Genomic DNA, 18,610 nt, shown 5'->3' on the forward strand with positions numbered 1-18,610 from the left:
CTAGCGCCAGAAATAGGGATCGAACAGCACGAGCAAGGCAAACAGCTCAAGCCGTCCCAGCAGCATCAATCCGAGCAGGATCCATTTGGCGAGATCGGGCAGCGTTGAAAAATTTCCCGCCGGTCCGATAACCGCTCCAAGGCCGGGGCCGACATTGCAGAGCGCCGTCGCCGACGCCGAAAGGGCGGTCGGGAAATCGAGGCCGGTGAGCGCCAGCGCAAAGGCGCCAACACTGAAGGCGCCGACGAAAAGCGCCAGAAACGCCAGCACGCTGAGGCCGGTTTCGCGGTCGAGCTTGACCCCGCCATAGGTGGTCGCTTGGACGATGGAGGGTGAATGCAGGCGCCGCAAATGGGCGCCCGCATAAAGGCCGAGGAGCTGCAGCCGGTAGATCTTGATGGCGCCGCTGGTCGATCCGGCGCAGCCTCCGAAAAAAGTGAGTGCGAAGAAAAAGCCAATAAATCCGGCGCCCCAGAGCTGGTAATCCTCGCTGGCGAATCCGGTGGTCGTGATCACCGAAGTGACATTGACGGCGACGCGGGTGAGCGTCGTGAAATAGTCTCCCCCCTCATTGAGAAAAGCGGCCCCGATCAGCCACATACCGACCAGCATCAACAGAAAAAGCGGCGCCTGGGGGTCGCTGGCGATGATCCGGGGACCCTCCTTTATCGCCCGCAAATACATCATGAAAGGCAGCGCGGCGGCGGCCATAAAAATGATCGCGACCCAGTAAATCGCAGCGTTGTTGAAGTATCCGAGGGAGGCGTCATGAGTTGAATAGCCGCCCGTCGCCAGCGTCGACATGGAGTGATTGAGGGCGTCAAAAGCCGACATGCCGGCAATGGAAAAGCACGCCGCGCATAACAGCGTCAGCGCGACATACAACGCGGCGATATCGCGGATGAGCGCGCCCGGCCGCGTATGGAGCCCGGTTTCCGAACGCGCCGAGCTTTCAAGCTGGAAAAGCTGCATGCCGCCAATGCGCAAAAAGGGCATCATCAAGACCGCCATCAAGATGATGCCGACCCCGCCGATCCACTGCAGGACGGAGCGCCACAGGAGCAGCATCGGATCGAGATGATCGAGATCCGTCAACACGGTTGAGCCGGTTGTCGTCACCCCGGAGATGGTTTCAAAAACCGCGTCGGTAAGGGAAATGTCGAGATCGCTGAAGAAAAACGGAAAGGACGCCATCAGCGGAAAAACCGTCCAGCTCAAGGCCGTCAGGATAAAGCCGCTGCGCAAATCGAAATGTTTGTCATGGGCCGCGCTCCAGAAAGCGCTGACAAGGCCGACGCCGATCAGCCCGGACATGATCGCGCTGATTAAAAAGCCCTGCCAGTTTTCATCGCTGACCGTGGCGTCGAGGGCGGCGAAAATGAACTCAACGCCTGAAAGGCCGCACAAAAGAAGTCCGAGCGCTAAAAAAGGCCGGCCCAGCATGTGTCGCCCCTTCCCTGAACTTTTGCGCCTGGCTTAACGCGACCCCATCACCGCAAGCGCCAGCGCGGCGCGCTCGACAATCTCGCGCTGCGGGGCGCCGGTGGTTTTGGCGTCGAGCTCTGCGTCGACCAGCATGCGCAGCGCCCGCTCCAGCTTCGGGCCGCGCCATTTGTAGAGCCGATTTTCGAAGGCGCGCTCTTCCGCGAAAAACACCGGCGGGCGGAGCTTTTTCATGGCCGCCGAGGCGCTGGCGCCGCCCTCCATCAGATCCTGTGCGGTTTTAAGACGCATGAAATTGCGCTGCAGCGCGCGCAACAGACCGATGGGGCTTGCCCCCGCGGCGGCGGCTTTGTGGAGTGCAGCGGCGAGCCTTGCGGGCGCGCCATCGGCCGCCGCAGAGGCGGTGTCATCCATGGCGTCGCCGAGCCCGTCCACAAGCGAGGCGCGCACATCTTCGAGGGAGATCGAGGCCGGTCCGTTTCGCACAACGGCGGGGCCCTTATAGAGGATCAGCTTGTCGATTTCCGCGCGGGAGATGCCGTGATCTTCGCCGAGAATGGCGACAACGAGATCGAGCGCGTCCGGATCGAAACGCAACTCTTCGGCGGCGGCGGCTTCCTGCGCCATACTGCGCACATCCGCCGGACCGTCAGCGTAACAAGGGAGCGCCACGCCGCATTTCGCTTTTTCGAACGCTTTTCTGAGCCCCGATCGCGGGGTCAATTCCCCCGCCTCAATGATCACCATGCCATTGGGTTTCAGATGACCGCTATCGAGGCCGTCGAGGAGATTTTGCACGGCCTTCACCGCCGCCTCGCCGCTGGTCCGCAGGCGGATCACCCGCTCGCCGCCGGCGAAGGAAAGCGCGGTGATCTCGTCGGCAAGACGGCCCGGCTCTTCCTTCAATTCCATGTCGGAAAGCTCAAGCGCGTTGAACGGATCTTTCAGATCGGCGACGACGCGGGCGGCGAGCAGCAGCGCGCGCTCACGCGCAAGCCCGCTGTCAGGTCCATAGAGCAACACGGCGGCGATGCGCTCGTCCCGCGCCGCGAGAAAACTCTTTATCGCTTTGCCTTTAAGGGCGGCCATCAATCACCGGGTCCGGCACATCGGGCGTCGCGTTTTCGCTCGCTGAGGCAGCGCCGGTTTCAACAACGCCTGTGTTATCTGAATTTGTCGTCGTGTCCGCCGGCTGCTCGGTCTCCGGCTCCAGATAATACAGGTCTTCAGGCAGGTCGATCTGCTGGTCCGGCGCCGGCTGGCGGCGTTCGTTCAAGATCTCATCAGGGTCCAGAACGCTTTCAAACGCTTCCGGGTCAACATCGTCGCGTTCATCGGCCGGTCGCGAAAACCGGATCAGCATGTCGCGCTCAATCTGTTCAGCGAGCTGGCGCGCCGCTTTTTCCACCGCTGCACGTTCTGCGAAAAGCGTCGAATATTGCGAGTTGACGATGTTGTAGGAGGTGATGGCCCGGGCGACGCCGCGCACTTTTTCTCCGGTCTCCTTGTCGATAACCCAGTAGCGCGCGACGAGACGGTAATTATAGCGCGTCACCGTGGCGTCGATCTGAACGGCGAGGCGGTCGGCCTTTTCGCGCGCCTGCACATAAAGATCGTAACGCGGCGCCACGCCCTCGACCGAGACGATCCGGGCGTTAAACGCGTCCTCAAGATAGGGCGCGACATTTTCCGGCGCGACGATCCGCTCAAGATTGATCTGGCTGCTGATCAGCGCGTCGCCGTCTCTTGTGGCGTAGATCGGCTGAAACCCGCAGCCCGAAACAGCGAGCGCGCCCGCAATGACGGCGAAAAGGGCGGCGGTGCGTTTCATGCGGGCTCCGTTCTGAGGGGTCAGTTCGCGACGATGTTGACGATGCGTTTGGGCACCACCACCACTTTGCGAACGGTCTTGCCGTCAATATGCCGTTTAACGTCGGCGTCGGAAAGGGCCGCCTCTTCCACAGTTTTATTGTCGGCTTCGGCAGGCACGGTGATCTCGGCGCGGCGTTTGCCGTTGACCTGAACGCCGAGGACGATTTCGTCTTTGGCGAGCAGCGCCGGATCGGCTTTTGGCCATGGTGCGTCGCAGATAAGGCCTTCTCCGCCAAGGGTTTCCCAGCATTCCTCGGCGAGGTGGGGAATAAATGGCGCGACCAGGCGCGATAGCGCGGAAAGCGCTTCGGCCTTCGCCCAGTCAGACGCGCCGCCGGCTTTTTTCAGCGCGTTCAGAAATTCATAGACGCGCGCAATCGCCTTGTTGAAACGGAAATGGTCGATGTCGTCGGTCACCCCGGCGATGGCCGCATGGGTCGCCTGACGCAACTCGGTTTTGTCATCGCCGGCGGCGGTTTTTTCGAGATCGACGGTTTTGAGAATGCCGGGCGACGCCGCAACCGCGTCCCAGATGCGGTTGATCAGCTTCCAGGCGCCTTCAACGCCGCTATCCGTCCATTCCACATCGCGTTCGGGCGGTGAGTCTGACAGCATGAACCAGCGCGCCGCGTCCGCGCCATAGGTCTGCGCGATCCCTTCCGGAGAGACCACGTTCTTTTTCGACTTCGACATTTTTTCGATGGCGCCGACAATAACGGGTTGGCCGGTTTTGTTCCAAATGACGCCATTATCTTGCTTTGTAACGTCTTCTGGAAGAATCCATCTTTCACTTAGTTTTTTTGTGTCATCCGGGTCGAGGTAAGTCTCGTGCGTCACCATCCCTTGTGTGAACAAATTCGCAAAGGGTTCGTCCACGGATAAATGCCCAACTTTCTTCATGGCGCGGGTGTAAAACCGCGCATAGAGAAGGTGCAAAATGGCGTGCTCAATGCCGCCGATATACTGATCCACAGGCAGCCAGTAGTCGGCGACGTCTTTATCCACCGGCTTGTCATCGGGCTGTGAGGCGAAGCGCGCGAAATACCATGAGCTATCGATAAAGGTGTCGAAGGTGTCGGTCTCGCGCCGGCCTTTGCCGCCGCATTGGGGGCAATCCACATGTTTCCAGGTGGGGTGACGGTCGAGGGGATTTCCGGGGACGGAGAAATCCGCTTCCTCGGGCAACACCACCGGCAGGTCTTTTTCAGGAACCGGAACGATCCCGCATTTTTCGCAATGGATGGCCGGGATCGGACAGCCCCAATAGCGCTGGCGCGATACGCCCCAATCGCGCAGGCGATATTGCGTGACGCCCTGGCCCAACCCCATCTCTTCGATCTTTTTGATCGCGGCGGCGATGGCGTCGCTGACCGAAAGGCCATCCAGAAAATCAGAATTGAAGATCTTGCCGGGCCCGATATAGGGCTCGCCATCCAGCTTGTATGTCGCCGCATCGGCCCCGTCCGGCAGGACCACGGGCGGGATCGCAAGACCGTATTTGGTTGCGAAATCATAGTCGCGCTGGTCATGGGCCGGGCAACCGAAGATTGCGCCCGTGCCGTAGCCCATCAATACGAAATTCGCGACATAGACCGGCAGTTTGCGGGCATCAAACGGATGACCGGTTTCCAGCGATGTTTTATAGCCGCGCTTTTCCGCCTTTTCGATCGCTTCTTCGGATGTGCCGGCGCTTGCGCATTCGGCGATGAACGTCGCCAGCGCCTTGTCGGTTTTGGCGAGTTCCGTGGTGATCGGATGGTCCGGTGAAATAGCGACGAAGCTTGCGCCGTAAAGCGTGTCGGGCCGTGTCGTGAAAACCTCAACGCCGCCTTCGAAGCCTGCGGGTGCTTTTACATCCGGTGCAAAAGGAAACCTCATCTGCAAGCCTTTCGACTTGCCGATCCAGTTTTTCTGCATCAGCTTCACATTGTCCGGCCAGCCCGAAAGGCGGCCATCGTCAAGCGCCGCCAACAGATCCTCGGCGTAATCGGTGATTTTGAAAAACCACTGCGACAGCTTGCGCCGTTCAACCGGCGCGCCGGAGCGCCAACCCTTGCCGTCGATCACCTGTTCGTTGGCGAGCACCGTCTGATCGACCGGGTCCCAGTTGACCTGGCTTTCCTTGCGGTAGGCGAGGCCTGCCTGCCAGAATTCCAGAAACATGCGCTGCTGATGAACATAATAGCTGGCGTCGCAGGTGGCGAATTCACGCGACCAGTCGATGGCGAGCCCCATCTGTTTGAGCTGCCCGCGCATGATGTCGATATTGCCATAGGTCCATTTCGCCGGGTGCGAGCCCGTCTGCATGGCCGCGTTTTCCGCCGGCATGCCGAAGGCGTCCCAGCCCATCGGGTGCAGGACATTATAGCCGCAGGCCTTTTTATAACGCGCGATGACGTCGCCCATGGCGTAATTGCGCACATGGCCGATATGGATGCGTCCCGACGGGTAGGGAAACATCTCAAGGACGTAGTATTTCTGTTTGTCTTTGCTGGCGCCGGTTTCAAAGGAGCGCGCTTGGTTCCAGCGCTGCTGCCATTTCGGCTCGACTTCTTTCGGATTGTAGCGGGACATTTTCTTGATCTTCCGGCAATAAAAAACGGCGCCGCGCATTTCCAGAAAAAGTGGCCACCGGTTTTTTGCAGGAAATGCGCAAACTTAGCTTTCGAGCCTGTTTATCAACAGGCCCGGGGCGCCGTTCTTTCCATCATTCTGGCGCTGAATTCTAGTCTTCGATCTGGTTTAGGCGAAGCTGGCGCGCGCGGGTGAGAATCGCATTCTCGATCTCGCGGCCGGTGGCCGGGTTCACCGTAGCGTCGTTCCACACGCCATTTTCGCCCTGGGTCTGGCGGAAGACGGAGACGCGCAAGGCGTCCGCGCGGAGCGCCGAGTCAAGAATGTAGACATTGGTCTTGAATCGCTCGCCCGGGGTCTCCGGGTTCACATACCAGTCGGTAATGATCAGGCCCGCGATCGGGTCCGCTGAAAAGACCGGTAGAAAATCAAGGGTTTCCAGCGACGCCGCCCATAAATAACGGTTCACCGTGGTCGCCTGGGCGCGGCCGGCCTTGTATTCAGCCAGGGTCGCGTTGCGGCTGCCGCCAGAGCTGTTGCCGCCGCAGGCGGCGAGAATCGCAGCCGCGGTTGCTAAAGCTAATACCTTGAACATAGTAACTTTTTCGGTCTTCATTACCGTTAATCCTGTGTCATGGAGGGGCCGGTTGCGGTCCATGCCGCATGAGCCGTGGCTTTCCTACCACAAACCGCCAATTACACAACGGGCGGGCCCCGCTTCCCTTGTATGGAGAGAAATCGGGCGCCAATATGGAGGCTGGTCATAAAGCTGTTAACTTTATGCCGTTAACCCTTGCGTGTGACTCGCAACCTTGTGAGGCGCATGATCGGATAAAGGGAATCTGCGTGGGGCGGATTTTCTCCGGGTGCGGCGAAGCTTTTGGGCTCGGGGCGTTGCGTTGGGAGAAGCGCCGGTTTACCGGGGCGGAAGGTCTGAAGCGGTTTGGGGAAACGGCTTTGGGCGCATGGAAGAAACAACGAGGCGGCCTCGCGGCTTTAAGGTTTTGCGGGTGTCTGTTCAAAGGTAGAGACGGATTAACGGCTGTGACCAGTCTGCGGACAATTTTGTTAGGCGCGAGCGCTGCGGTTCTGACCGCGGGCGCTGCCTATGCCGCGGACCCGATCAAGATCGATGTCAGCGGTGAAGCAAGCGCCGTCGCCGGTCTCACCGATGGCGACGCCAAAGGCGATGTTAACGCCAAGGTCTCTTTCAAGGGCGCAACGGTTCTCGATAACGGCGTTGAAATCGGCGCCGTGCTCACGGGCCGTCTTGATGCCGACCAGCCGCGCCAGCTTTTCGGCGGCGGGCGCTATTCGGGCCTTCTGATCGGCGGGCCACGCGGCGTCGGGCCTGACACAAGCGATGCATATCTCCAGGGCGCCTACGCCTATGCGCGCGGCTCCTTCGGCCAGATAATTGTCGGCCGCGATGCGGGCGTTGCGCGTATCCTTTCAGTATCATCGCCGACGATCTTCTCCTCTGTGAACGTCAATGACTGGCAAACGGATCTTTCCGGCCTCAATGATGTTCATACGATCAACGATTTCAGCGGCTATTCTTCAAAGCTCACCTATATGCCGCCGGCGAATTTCCTCGGTGGGGTTCTGGGCGGCTTGCAGCTCGGCGTTTCCTATTCACCGGTATTGAAGAATTGCGGCGATCCGCTCTGCGCGCCCCAGACCGGTTTTGTGATTGCGCCTGACGGCGTCATGCTGGCCACGGACAGTCATTGGGACGACGCGATTGAAGCGGCGCTTTATTACGAAAAAGGCATCCGGGTGGGCGGTTCCGATCGCCTGTTTGTGGGCGTCGGCGCGAGTTTCGTGACTGCGGACGAGCATGCGGTGCTCAACACGCCGCAGACTGTTTACGACGATTATGAAGCCTATTCGGTGGGTCTGAACCTCGCCTATCGCGGCATTACGCTGGGCGGTTCGGTCAAGACCACGAATGCTGGCCTCGCCTCGTTTGAGGATGACGGCTATCTCGCTTTCGATGCGGGCGTCACCTTCCGCACCGGCGAGGAAGAAGGCGATGTCGCCGTCATGCTCGGTTATGGCCAGTCTGAATCGAATTCTCTGGGATTTGATCCGCTTGACCCAACTCTTTTCCGCGATACGCGCACCGCACAAGCGGGCGTGACCTATGTTCTTGGCCGCGGCATTACGGTCGGCGCCGCCGCCCAGTATACCGAAGCCAAGAAACCTGCAGCCGCAGGCGGACCTGAAGAAGCCGCCACGGTTGTGATCGAGAGCTCGATCAAATTCTAAAGTTTCTAAGCGCCTGCTGCTTAGAGGGGATATGGAACAGGGCGGCTCTTCGGGGCCGCCCTGTTTGCATCTGTGAACGCTGTAGTAAAAGCGCAAATACCGCAATGGGGAGAAAAGAGCCATGCGTCTCATGTTTCTGCTTGCTACGCTGACGTTTGCGGTCGCCTGTTCGCCCGCAGATAAATCCGAAACGTCAATTTCCGGGGAGACCGTCATGGGCCAGAAGAACAATCATATCGATTATGTGGAGCTGGCGGCGGAAGATCTCGCTGTCGCCAAGGCGTTTTACGGCGCCGCATTCGGATGGGAGTTTCAGGACTGGGGCGAGACCTATGTGAGCTTCACCGGCGCCGGTCTTGATGGCGGGATAAGAGGCGGCGAAAAGCCGGTTCGAGGGTCTACGACCGTTATTCTCTATGCGGATGACCTTAAGGCGAGTGAAAAACGCGTTGTCGATGCGGGCGGGGAAATCACCGAGCGTCACGACTTCCCCGGCGGGCGGCGGTTCCATTTCCGCGACCCCTCCGGCAATGAGCTTGCCGTCTGGACCAAGGCGGAAGAGTAACTAGTCAAGAAAAGCGCCGATGGCGGCGAGGCCCGCTACATTCGGGCCTACGAGAAGGCGGGCGTTGCGTTCATCGACGCCGCCTAGGGCCAGCACTGGCAGTAGCGATGAAGCCGCCAGCGTTTTAAAAGCGGCCGCGCCCATGGCGCCGTCGCCAGGATGGCTGAACGTCACGAAAGCTGGCGACAACAGCGCCAGATCTGCGCCCATCGTCTTGGCGCGCTGAAGCTCCTCCATGCTGTGACAGGCGGCGGTCACGATCATGTTTTCGGGGAAAGGCGCGGCGGGTGAAAACCAGCGCGGGACATGAACGCCGTCCGCGCCGATCCGCCGGGCGAGGTCAATGTCGGCGCCGATGATCAGTTTCAGGCCGCGGGCGCGCGCGATGGATTTCAGTTGCGCCGCGAACCCTTGCCGATGGGGCAGCCCATAATCGCGCAGGATCACCGCGGCCCCTCGCGGCATCGCTCGGACGACGGTGAGTGGATGGGGAACCCGGCGCTGGTCGGTCAGAAAGGCGAGCGAAAAAGGCGCCGCAACACCAGAACGGCGTTTGAGGTCGGCAGCCGCGGCTGCTAGTTTCGCGGCCCGCAAGCGGAGCCCTTCATGTCTTCTCACAATGTTCAGTCCAGTGATGACGCAATTGATCCAGTCGCCAATCTCGCAAGCATAACAGCAGAAATCGAGAGCGCACTGAAAGAGGCGAACCGCGCGCCGGGCTCCGTCGCGATCACGGCGGTCTCGAAATTCCATGAGGCGGCGCGGATTCGCCCGGCGCTGGAGGCCGGCCACAAGGTCTTCGGCGAAAACCGGGTGCAGGAGGCGATGGCGAAATGGCCGGCGCTGAAAGCCGATTTCCCGGGTGTTGAACTACGACTGATCGGCCCCTTACAAACGAACAAGGTGAAAGAGGCGGTAGCGACTTTTGATGTCATTGAGAGTCTCGATCGGCCCAAACTGGCTCGGGCGCTTGCCGCCGAAATGGAAAAGCAGGGCCGGCGCCTGAAGCTCTATATTCAGGTCAACACAGGCGAAGAGCCGCAAAAGGCCGGTATCCCCCCGGCGGAGGTTCCGGCTTTTTATGCGCAATGCCGGGATGAGTTCGGCCTCGATATCGACGGGCTGATGTGCATCCCCCCGGCCGAAGATGACCCGGCGCCGCATTTCGCGTTGCTGGCGAAGATGGCGAAAAATCTGGGGCTGGCGGGTCTCTCCATGGGGATGAGCGGTGATTATCTCCTTGCAGCTCAGCTTGGGGCGACCCATGTCCGCATTGGGACTGCGATTTTCGGCGCTCGTCCTGTTCCTTAAGGCGATCACGGGCCTATAACGAAAAGTTGTAGAAACGTTGATGTGCAATCTCAGACTAATCGGCGCTATGACCCGCCGGACAAAAATTATCATTTGGGCGAGAGAACCATGAACCGCGTCAAGAAAATCCTTTTAGTCGACGATGACGAATTGCTGCGCGATGCGCTGGTCGATCAGTTTTCCGTGCATGACGATTTCGCCGTCGAGCCGGTGCTGACCGCGAGCGCCGCGATAGAGCGCGCCAAGGAAGAGGCGCATATCGATCTGATGCTGCTGGATGTGGGCCTACCGGATATGGATGGACGCGAAGCCTGCCGCATCATGCGCAAGAACGGGTTCAAATCGCCGATCATCATGTTGACCGGCGCCGACTCGGAAGCAGACACAATTCTCGGGCTGGATGCCGGCGCCAATGATTATGTCTCAAAGCCGTTCAAATTCGGCGTTCTTCTCGCCCGTGTGCGGGCGCATTTGCGCAGTCATGAACAAAGCGAAGACGCAGTTTTCAAAGTCGGGCCCTATGAGTTTCGTCCTGCAGTGAAAATGCTGGTGACGCCGGAAGACAAGAAAATCCGCCTCACGGAAAAAGAAACCTCGATCCTCAAATTTCTCTATCGCGCCGGCGGCAAGCCGGTCACCCGCGATGTTCTGCTGGACGAGGTTTGGGGGTATAATTCAGGCGTTACGACACATACGCTTGAAACCCATGTTTACCGTCTGCGCCAAAAGATTGAACCTGATCCTTCCAATGCTTCGATCCTCCTGACCGAAAGCGGCGGGTACAGATTATCTCTTTAGGAAATACGATGCCGGTCACGATCTACCACAATCCCCGATGCTCGAAATCACGCCAGACGCTGGCGCTTCTGGAAGAAAAAGGGATTGAGCCGGAGGTTATCCTTTACCTTGAAAACCCTCCATCGAAGGCGACGTTGAAAGGCCTTGTGAAAAAGCTAGGATTGTCTTCTGCGCGCAAGATGATGCGGGTCAAAGAGGCGCCTTATATCGAGCTTGATCTCGCCAGCGCGACGGCGGAAACGGCGCTGATCGACGCTATGGCGGAGAACCCTGTGCTGATAGAGCGACCGATTGTCGTCAATGGCGAGAAGGCCGCCATTGGCCGGCCGCCGGAAAACGTGCTGGATATTCTGTGAGCCTTAAATCCTTTCACCCGCATCCAGCTTTTCCAGTGTCGCTCTTGCATGGGCGCGATAGGAAAGTTTCGTTCCTTTCTCCATTTTCGCCCAGGTCCGGTACATCTGTGAAAGGCGCGGATTGTCTTTCAGTTTCATTTCATTGCGGGCGAGGAAGTCCCAGTAAAGCGCATTAAAGGGACAGGCGCCCTCTTCGCTTTTTTTTGTCACGGCGTAGCGGCAGGTTTTGCAGTAGTCCGACATGCGGTTGATATAAGCGCCGGACGCCGCATAGGGTTTGGAGCCGAGCGCGCCGCCATCGGCATATTGCGACATGCCGATAACATTGGGCGCCTCGACCCATTCGAAAGCATCAAAATAAACGATCAGATACCATTCGTGCACGTCATAAGGCTCGACCCCGGCAAGCATGGCGAAGAGCCCTGTCACCATCAGCCGCTGGATGTGATGAGCGTAGGCGTCCTCGCGTGTTTGCTCTATCGCCTCGCGCATACACGCCATATCGGTGTCGCCGGACCAGTAAAAAGCGGGTAATTTTCTCCTGTTTTCGAAATAGTTCTGGCGGACGTAATTTTCTCCGCCGCGCCAGTAATGACCGCGGACATATTCGCGCCAGCCTATAATCTGGCGAATGAAGCCTTCGACAGCATTGATCGGCGCATCGCCCGATAAATACGCATTTTCCGCGCGCTGACAGACTTCGAGCGGATCGAGAAGACCAATATTGATATAGGCCGACAACGCAGAGTGATAAAGGAAGCGCTCACCCGTCAGCATGGCGTCCTGAAAGTCGCCGAACCGCGGCAACGCTTTACTGATGAAATGATCAAGAGCTTTCACCGCTTCTTTGCGAGTCACCGCGTAACGAAAAGGCTCGGCATCGCCGAAATGATCAGCGAATTTGGTCTGCACCAGATCAATCACATCCGATGTTATACGGTCCGGCTTGAACGCTTTTGGGGCAGGCATGAATAGATCGGCGGAGGCTGGTTTGCGGTTTTCCTTATCGTAATTCCATGCGCCGCCTGTGGGCTTGTCGCCTTCCATTAAAAGCCCGGTTTTTCGGCGCATCTCGCGATAGAAATACTCCATGCGCAATTGCTTGCGGCCTTCCGCCCATTGGGAAAAGTCGTCATGGCTTGCGATGAAACGGTCGTCTGCGCGAATATCCACGTCAATGGAAAGCGTCTTTTTAAAGGCTTCAACCTCTTGTCTCACGCGCCGTTCGCTCGGCTCCGTCACCACAAGCGTTGCAGGCCGGTGTTTCTTAACGGCGCGTTTAACTAGTGCGGAAAAAGACTTTACGGCGTTTTCATCATCGAGTTTTTGATAGTCGACACGCCAGCCGTCTTTTTTCAGCGCCTCAGCGAAATGGCGCATGGCCGAGAGAACGAGAATGATTTTCTTTTTATGATGTTTGACGCTGGTCGCTTCATCCCAAAGCTCGCCCATGACAATGACGTCTTTTGTCTTACGTGCTTCTTTGAGCGCGGAAATATCGCGCGAAAGCTGATCGCCCATGATCAGGATGAGGCGCTTATCACTCACCAGGGAACAGCCTCGCCGGCGTAATCGAAAAAGCCCCCTGACTGCTCCGGAGTGAGACGTGCAAGCACGCCGAGGAGGTCGCGGGCGCATGTCTCGGTGCTCGCCGTATAGCGGCCCCGGGCGTATTTTCTCGTCAAGGGCGTTTGGATTGTGCCGGGATGCAGGGCGACGACGATGCTGTTTTTGTTGCGCCGGGTTTCTTCAATCGCCGCGCATCTGACGATCTGGTTGAGCGCGGCCTTGGACGCGCGATAGCTCATCCAGCCGCCAAGCCGGTTGTCGCCAATAGACCCGACCCGCGCGGACAAAGTTGCAAAGGCGCTTCGACCGTTGCGTTTCAACAGCGGCAGAAAATATTTGAAGGCGAGCGCAGTTCCTGTCGCATTGACGGCGAAGGCGCGCATCATCGCGGCGGCGTCAATGTCCTTGAATGCTTTTTCGGGCGCTGCGCCATTTGCTTCGAGGATGCCGGCGGCGTTGAAAATGAGATCGAAGCCCTCGCCCGGAGCGATATTTAGCGCCGCGGCGGCAACGCTTTCCTCATCCGCCAGATCCAGGCCGTTCCTGCTGCGCGAGAGCGCGACAAGATGCGAGCAGTTCCGGTCCGCGCGAAGCGCGGCGGTCAAGGCTGCGCCAATGCCGCCGGACGCGCCAAGGACCAGCGCTGAAAAAGGCTGTTCAGAAAAATACGCCAGCGCATCGCTCTCCCTGTTTATGCGCCCAACAAGCGCTCAATGTCATGGCGCTGTTCCATCAATGCGCGATAGCCCTGCTCGATAAATTCATCGGCCCGGTCAAAGGCGGTAGGCATGGCGTCGCGCATGTCGGGTTGCACCAGAATATCGGGGGGTTCGGCGATGGCGCGAGCCCGGGCGAGCTGCATCTGGAAAATATCGGCGGCGGCGTAGGCGGTTTCAAACAGATGCGGCTTCGCCCCGGCGCGCGCCTTGGCCATGGCGACCTGGTGGTCGATGGCGGCGACAGTGTCGTCTATCAGCTTGGCGACGGCGCCGGTCATGGTGGCCGGATGCGGAGCGGAACCGGCGACAGGGATCGGCAAGCGCTGGTCCGGCGCGTCGAAGCGGTCGAGAACCCGCGGCACCGCATTCAAATCAACAGAAATGACTACGTCTGCGCCCAATTGCCGGGCCAGCGAAACCGGCGCCGGATTGGTGAGGGCCCCGTCCACCAGCCATTTACCGCGCGTGTGAACGGCATGGAAAACCACAGGTATGGCGCTCGACGCGCGCGCCGCATCAATGACGGAGCCAGAGGTGATGATCACCTCCTCGCCGGTGGCGAGGTCGGCGGCGACCGCGCCATATTTCACGGGCAGGTCTTCGATATTCTTGTCAAATTGCCGGAAGGCCTCGAAAGCGGGCGCGGTGTCGATAAACCCGCCGCGATGGACTTTCAGGTTGAAGCTTTGCAGCGCCGAGATCGGCTTCAGGGTGCGCGCCCAGCGCTCGAACTCGTCGAGCGCGCCAATCAGATGCGCGCCGCCAACCAGCGCGCCGACGGAGCATCCGGCGATGGCGTATGGCTCGGCGCCGATTTCCTTGAGCGCTTTCAAAACGCCCATATGGGCCCATCCGCGCGCGGCGCCGGAGCCGAGGACCAGTCCGAGTTTTTTCGTCATGAGCCCGCTTTCATGTTGTCTGTCGGGGAAATGGGGGCAGCGCCCGCGCCCGTCAACGGCGCCGCGGCCTTGCAGAAGCTTAAGGCGGAGGCGGCTTCCGTGAAACGCCCAAATGGCCGAAAAGGGCTTATAAAAGCGGGGAAAACTAGGCGGCCCCAAGGTGGCGGCAACTGGCGAAGCGCGCCATAGTCATCTGTTCGAATCACCTAACTGGAGAAGCTCGCAAGTGTCCGGCGCAGACAATGTCAAAACCCTGCGGGAAGAACTCCTAGACCAGACCGGCGACGGCTCGGATGGTCCCCGCCCCCATACGCGCGAGGAAATTATCGCGCTGATGGACGCCGCCGCCGCGAAGTCGGGCGGAGAGGCACAGGTCAAGCCCGACAAGGATGATGGCGGTTTGATCAACGCCGCCGCCTTCTGGCTTCTCTGGGCAGGCGTTTTCACGGCGATCGCGGCCATTGTGTATGTGGTGATCAGCGCGCGCGATTCGGGCGGCGCCGGGATCATTCTTGCTGGCGGGCTCGCCCTGCTCATCGCTGTGTTTCTCACTGGCGCGGCGATGAAGATGTTTTCACCGGTTTTGGTTGCTGGCGTTATGCTGCGCAGGGCGACCGGTAAAAAACCGGCCGAAGCGGTCGAGCTGGCGGGCGCAGAAATTCTTGGCGCGCTGGGGCTGGCCGAACGGGTGCTGGACGCCGATCAGGATGCGCGACTTGTCGCCCGCCGCGATGGTGTCGTCACTTATGCGAACCGTGTCTATTTTCAGCTCGCCAAGGCGGCGGGCGTCATGGGGCCGTCTGGTCTTCCGCCTCGCATTGACCGGCTTTTTGCGCAGCAGGGCGCCGAAGCGACAAAAGTTTTCCGTCTCTGCAAAGCGGCCAAGAGCGCTGAAGCCGCCGAGGAAATCATTTATCAGACCATGGGGCTCGCTGGCGGCGGCGAACGGCGCCGGTTTGAGGTGAGCGTGCGCCCTATTCGCGGCGCTGACGATCATGTGGCCTGGCGCCTGCGCGAGCTTCCGGTCGAAGAGGAAGTGCAGGACAGCCTTGCGGCGGCCTATGCGGATTTCCCGCGCCCTGTTTTTGCGCTTGAGAAATCCGGCCAGATCGCCTGGGCGAACGCAGCGGCGCGTGAAAAGCTCGGCGCCCAGCGCGGCCAGTTGCAGGCGATTGACGATATCGTTCTTGGTGAGACGAGCGATCTGGTGAGTGGTCTGTGGCGTATCGATCGCGAGCCGATCACGGCGCAGGTGCGCCGGCGCAACGCTGAGCCCGCCGAAGCGAGCTTTTCCGCTTTCCGTCGCGGGGGCATCGGCGAAGGCTTTGCTTGCGTGGAAATGAGCATCGACGAAAGCGCCGATGAAGTCGAAGATGTAGCGCTTTCCGGCGACATCTCTGAATCGCCTTTCGGCGTCGCCATCATTGAAGGCGAAATCAATCGCGACGGCCGCGTTGTGGAAGCCAATAAGGCGTTCGCCGATGCTTTCGGCGCGCACAAGAAAAATGCGCCGCTGGTCAAATCCGTTGCACAGGCGACGTTAGAAGAACTTGCCGAGGAAATTCGCCGCAAGACTCGCGCCGGCGGTTCGCCAAAGCCCATTGAGGCGACAGTCGGCGCCGGCGCCGCTTCGCGCACCTATGCGCTGTTCGCCCGCCCGGTTCGCCGCAAACGGGGCAGCTACGGCGTACGCCGCACACTGCTTTATTCTGTCGACGTTACTGATCGCAAGCAGATGGAAGAAGAATACGCGCAGGACCAGAAACTGCGCGGCATTGGCGAACTGGCGAGTAAGGTCGCCCACGACTTCAACAATTACCTGCAAGTGGTGATCGGCCATTGCGACCGCTTGATGCTGAAACATCCGGCGGGTGATCCGGCCTATGCCGATCTCGTTCAGATTCAGGAAAACGCCCAGCGCGCTGCGAACACGACGAAGCAACTTCTGGCCTTCTCGCGCAAGCAGACATTGAAGAAAGAAGTCCTCTCCATCACCGAAATCCTTCGGGATTTCTCGCGCTTCCTGACGCGCTCCATCGGCGAGAAGGTGAAGCTGGAACTGGTCAATGGCCGCGCCCTTCCTTTCGTCAAGGTTGATCGCTACCAGCTTGAAACGGCGGTGATGAATCTCGCCGTCAACGCTCGGGACGCCATGGGCGTAGGCGGCGGCGCCCTGACCATCCGTACCCAGAGCGTTTCCGCCGAAGAGGCGAAGGCGCGCAATATTCCAGGTCTTCTGGATCAGGAATATGTGTTGATCGAAGTCTCTGACACCGGTCCCGGCGTCCCACAGGAAATTGCTGACAAGATTTTCGATCCTTTCTTCACGACCAAGGCCATGGGCAAGGGCACTGGTCTGGGTCTCTCTACGGTTTACGGCATCATCCGCCAGCTTGACGGCGTTATCTCGCTGAAAAGCGAGGAAGGGAAAGGCGCCACATTCGAGATTTATCTGCCCGCTTATGATGCGCCGGAGGCGGTCGTTGAGACTCCGAAAGAGACCAAGCAGACGCGCGCAAGAGAGCCGCAGGACCTCACCGGCGCTGGCCGGGTTCTGATCGTTGAGGACGAGGATCCGGTGCGCAATTTCGTCGTCGCGACGCTTACCGATTGCGGCTATGAAGTAAGCGAGGCGGCGGACGCCGAAGAGGCGCTTGAGCTTCTCGAAGAAGACATGGATTTCGACCTTGTCGTTTCCGACGTGATGATGCCTGATATTGACGGCCCCACCATGGTGAAACAGGCGCGCGAAACTCTGGGGCTTCAGTCGAAAATCATCTTCATGTCCGCTTATGCGGAAGCGGCGGTGCGCGACCAACTCGACCTGATTGAGGGCGCGGGCTATATCCAGAAGCCTTTCACCCTGCAGGGCATCGCCTCGACGGTGAAGGATACGCTCTATCCGCCTGCGGAATAAAGCGCGCTGGCGGCGCGCGGAATTGGCGGATGCGACACGAGAGTAAGGAAATCAAAGGGCGGCGGCATGCGGCAGATCGTATTTGACCTTGAAACCACGGGCTTCAAATTCTCTGAAGGCCATCGGATTGTTGAGATCGGCGGCGTTGAAATGGTCAATGGCGCCGTCACTGGCCGCAATTTCCATACCTATGTGAACCCGGAGCGCGATATGCCCATCGGCGCCTATCAGGTGCACGGGCTGTCGGCGGAGTTCTTGCGCGACAAGCCTGTATTTACCGATGAAAGCGTCGCGGCGGCTTTTCTCGACTTTATCGGCGACGCCCAGCTGGTCGCCCATAACGGGATCGGCTTCGATTTGCCTTTCCTCAATGCGGAACTGAAAGCGGCGGGGCTCAGGACGCTCGACAAGGATAATATCGTCGACACGCTGCATCTGGCGCGGCGGAAATTTCCGGGCGCTCCGGCGAGCCTCGACGCCCTTTGCTCGCGCTTCGGCATCGACACCTCGACGCGCGAGCGCGACGGTCACGGCGCCCTGCTCGATTCAAAACTGCTCGCTACTGTCTATATCGAACTGACAGGAGGCCTGCAGGCGGGGCTCGATTTTCGCCGGGACGACAGCGCAACCGGATCGAATGGCAAGCGCATGCGCGCGCCGGCGCGCCAGCGTCCCCACGCGCTCGCTTCACTTGTCACCGATGCGGAACGTGAGGCGCATACAGAGTTTGTCGCCGAACTCGGCGACGATGCGGTCTGGAAAAAAGTGCTGGCGTCCTGAGGCTTAGGCCTGTCCGGCCTGGGCTTCGCGGCGCTGGGCGTTGGCGATGTAGATTCCCATGAAATCGATGGGCTCCAGCATCAGCGGCGGGAAGTTGCCGTTGCGTGTGGCGTCGGCGACGATCTGGCGCATGAACGGGAACAAAAGCCGCGGACACTCAACCATCATCACCATTTCAAGCTGGTCTTTCGGGACATTGACGATCTCGAAAACGCCGGCATAGGTCGCCTCGACCACGAACATGGCGTCGCCATTTTCGCGATTGGCGCGAGACGCGACGGAAAGTTCGATTTCATACTGATTCTGGTTCAGTCCGCGGCCCTGCACATCCACATTGACGTCGATCTTCGGCGTTGAATTGGACTGATACACCGCTGGCGCGCGAGGGTTCTCAAAAGAAAGGTCTTTCAGATATTGCGCGAGAACCGTCAGAGAAGGCGCGGCGTTGGGATCGACCCCTTGCGGATCGGCGTTAGGTGTGGCGGGGGTGTCGGACATGGAGCGCACCGTCTTGGCTGAGGAAAAAGAGGGCGCTC

General features: G+C 59.5%; 17 protein-coding genes. 7 read left to right on the forward strand and 10 right to left on the reverse strand.

Annotation, left to right across the window (positions count from 1 at the left end):
* From ACFOOP_RS04945 to ACFOOP_RS04965, 5 genes are all read right to left on the reverse strand, one after another.
* Entirely contained in the window at window positions 1-1,443 is a 1,443-nt protein-coding gene (locus ACFOOP_RS04945; RefSeq protein ID WP_379879755.1) for a TrkH family potassium uptake protein, read from the reverse strand.
* A 33-nt stretch (window positions 1,444-1,476) separates the two neighbouring features.
* Window positions 1,477-2,532, reverse strand: coding sequence for a DNA polymerase III subunit delta (gene holA / locus ACFOOP_RS04950; protein WP_379879756.1), 1,056 nt, complete (start codon window positions 2,530-2,532; stop codon window positions 1,477-1,479).
* On the reverse strand, window positions 2,519-3,274 hold the full coding sequence (gene lptE / locus ACFOOP_RS04955) for an LPS assembly lipoprotein LptE (protein WP_379879757.1): 756 nt from the start codon (window positions 3,272-3,274) through the stop codon (window positions 2,519-2,521). The genes holA and lptE overlap by 14 nt, the downstream gene beginning before the upstream one ends.
* 20 nt (window positions 3,275-3,294) lie before the next feature.
* Window positions 3,295-5,889: a leucine--tRNA ligase gene (gene leuS, locus ACFOOP_RS04960; RefSeq protein WP_379879758.1), complete on the reverse strand. Its 2,595-nt coding sequence runs from the start codon at window positions 5,887-5,889 to the stop codon at window positions 3,295-3,297.
* Window positions 5,890-6,040: 151 nt separating this feature from the next.
* The gene (locus ACFOOP_RS04965; RefSeq protein WP_379879759.1) at window positions 6,041-6,505 is read right to left on the reverse strand and encodes a DUF3576 domain-containing protein; all 465 of its coding nucleotides are present in this window, start codon (window positions 6,503-6,505) and stop codon (window positions 6,041-6,043) included.
* Window positions 6,506-6,933: 428 nt separating this feature from the next.
* On the opposite strand from ACFOOP_RS04965, the gene ACFOOP_RS04970 reads away from it, so the two are divergent.
* The gene (locus tag ACFOOP_RS04970) at window positions 6,934-8,160 is read left to right on the forward strand and encodes a porin (RefSeq protein ID WP_379879760.1); all 1,227 of its coding nucleotides are present in this window, start codon (window positions 6,934-6,936) and stop codon (window positions 8,158-8,160) included.
* 121 nt (window positions 8,161-8,281) lie between these two features.
* Window positions 8,282-8,725: a VOC family protein gene (locus ACFOOP_RS04975; RefSeq protein WP_379879761.1), complete on the forward strand. Its 444-nt coding sequence runs from the start codon at window positions 8,282-8,284 to the stop codon at window positions 8,723-8,725.
* On the opposite strand, the gene ACFOOP_RS04980 is transcribed toward ACFOOP_RS04975, so the two are convergent.
* The gene (locus ACFOOP_RS04980; RefSeq protein ID WP_379879762.1) at window positions 8,726-9,319 is read right to left on the reverse strand and encodes a thiamine phosphate synthase; all 594 of its coding nucleotides are present in this window, start codon (window positions 9,317-9,319) and stop codon (window positions 8,726-8,728) included. It abuts the gene before it with no gap.
* A 12-nt stretch (window positions 9,320-9,331) separates the two neighbouring features.
* Here ACFOOP_RS04980 and ACFOOP_RS04985 point away from each other — a divergent pair, with 12 nt between their 5' ends.
* From ACFOOP_RS04985 to arsC, 3 genes are all read left to right on the forward strand, one after another.
* Complete coding sequence (locus ACFOOP_RS04985) at window positions 9,332-10,036, forward strand: YggS family pyridoxal phosphate-dependent enzyme (protein WP_379879763.1); 705 nt, start codon at window positions 9,332-9,334, stop codon at window positions 10,034-10,036.
* Window positions 10,037-10,144: 108 nt separating this feature from the next.
* Window positions 10,145-10,834: a response regulator transcription factor gene (locus ACFOOP_RS04990; protein ID WP_379879764.1), complete on the forward strand. Its 690-nt coding sequence runs from the start codon at window positions 10,145-10,147 to the stop codon at window positions 10,832-10,834.
* Between the two features lie 8 nt (window positions 10,835-10,842).
* Complete coding sequence (arsC, locus tag ACFOOP_RS04995) at window positions 10,843-11,190, forward strand: arsenate reductase (glutaredoxin) (RefSeq protein WP_379879765.1); 348 nt, start codon at window positions 10,843-10,845, stop codon at window positions 11,188-11,190.
* 3 nt (window positions 11,191-11,193) lie between these two features.
* Here arsC and ACFOOP_RS05000 read toward each other — a convergent pair whose 3' ends face one another.
* From ACFOOP_RS05000 to ACFOOP_RS05010, 3 genes are read right to left on the reverse strand one after another with little or no spacing between them, the layout of a single operon-like run.
* Window positions 11,194-12,711 carry a cryptochrome/photolyase family protein gene (locus ACFOOP_RS05000; RefSeq protein WP_379881511.1) on the reverse strand — a complete coding sequence of 506 codons (1,518 nt, stop codon included), beginning with the start codon at window positions 12,709-12,711 and terminating at the stop codon, window positions 11,194-11,196.
* A 23-nt stretch (window positions 12,712-12,734) separates the two neighbouring features.
* On the reverse strand, window positions 12,735-13,454 hold the full coding sequence (locus ACFOOP_RS05005) for an SDR family NAD(P)-dependent oxidoreductase (protein WP_379881512.1): 720 nt from the start codon (window positions 13,452-13,454) through the stop codon (window positions 12,735-12,737).
* Window positions 13,451-14,377, reverse strand: a complete 927-nt coding sequence (locus tag ACFOOP_RS05010; RefSeq protein WP_379879766.1) for a patatin-like phospholipase family protein — start codon at window positions 14,375-14,377, stop codon at window positions 13,451-13,453. Before ACFOOP_RS05010 ends, ACFOOP_RS05005 begins: the two co-directional genes overlap by 4 nt.
* A gap of 226 nt (window positions 14,378-14,603) precedes the next feature.
* On the opposite strand from ACFOOP_RS05010, the gene ACFOOP_RS05015 reads away from it, so the two are divergent.
* Together ACFOOP_RS05015 and dnaQ are read left to right on the forward strand one after the other, a co-directional pair.
* A complete protein-coding gene (locus ACFOOP_RS05015) occupies window positions 14,604-17,294 on the forward strand; it encodes an ATP-binding protein (protein WP_379879767.1) in 2,691 nt (896 codons plus the stop codon).
* Window positions 17,295-17,360: 66 nt separating this feature from the next.
* Window positions 17,361-18,074, forward strand: coding sequence for a DNA polymerase III subunit epsilon (gene dnaQ / locus ACFOOP_RS05020; protein ID WP_379879768.1), 714 nt, complete (start codon window positions 17,361-17,363; stop codon window positions 18,072-18,074).
* Window positions 18,075-18,077: 3 nt separating this feature from the next.
* Here the strand turns inward: dnaQ and secB are convergent, their stop codons facing one another.
* Window positions 18,078-18,572: a protein-export chaperone SecB gene (gene secB / locus ACFOOP_RS05025; protein ID WP_379879769.1), complete on the reverse strand. Its 495-nt coding sequence runs from the start codon at window positions 18,570-18,572 to the stop codon at window positions 18,078-18,080.
* Window positions 18,573-18,610: the final 38 nt, after the last annotated feature.

Origin of the sequence: Hyphococcus aureus (assembly GCF_042643165.1) — a bacterium.
GTDB lineage: Bacteria > Pseudomonadota > Alphaproteobacteria > Caulobacterales > Parvularculaceae > Hyphococcus > Hyphococcus aureus.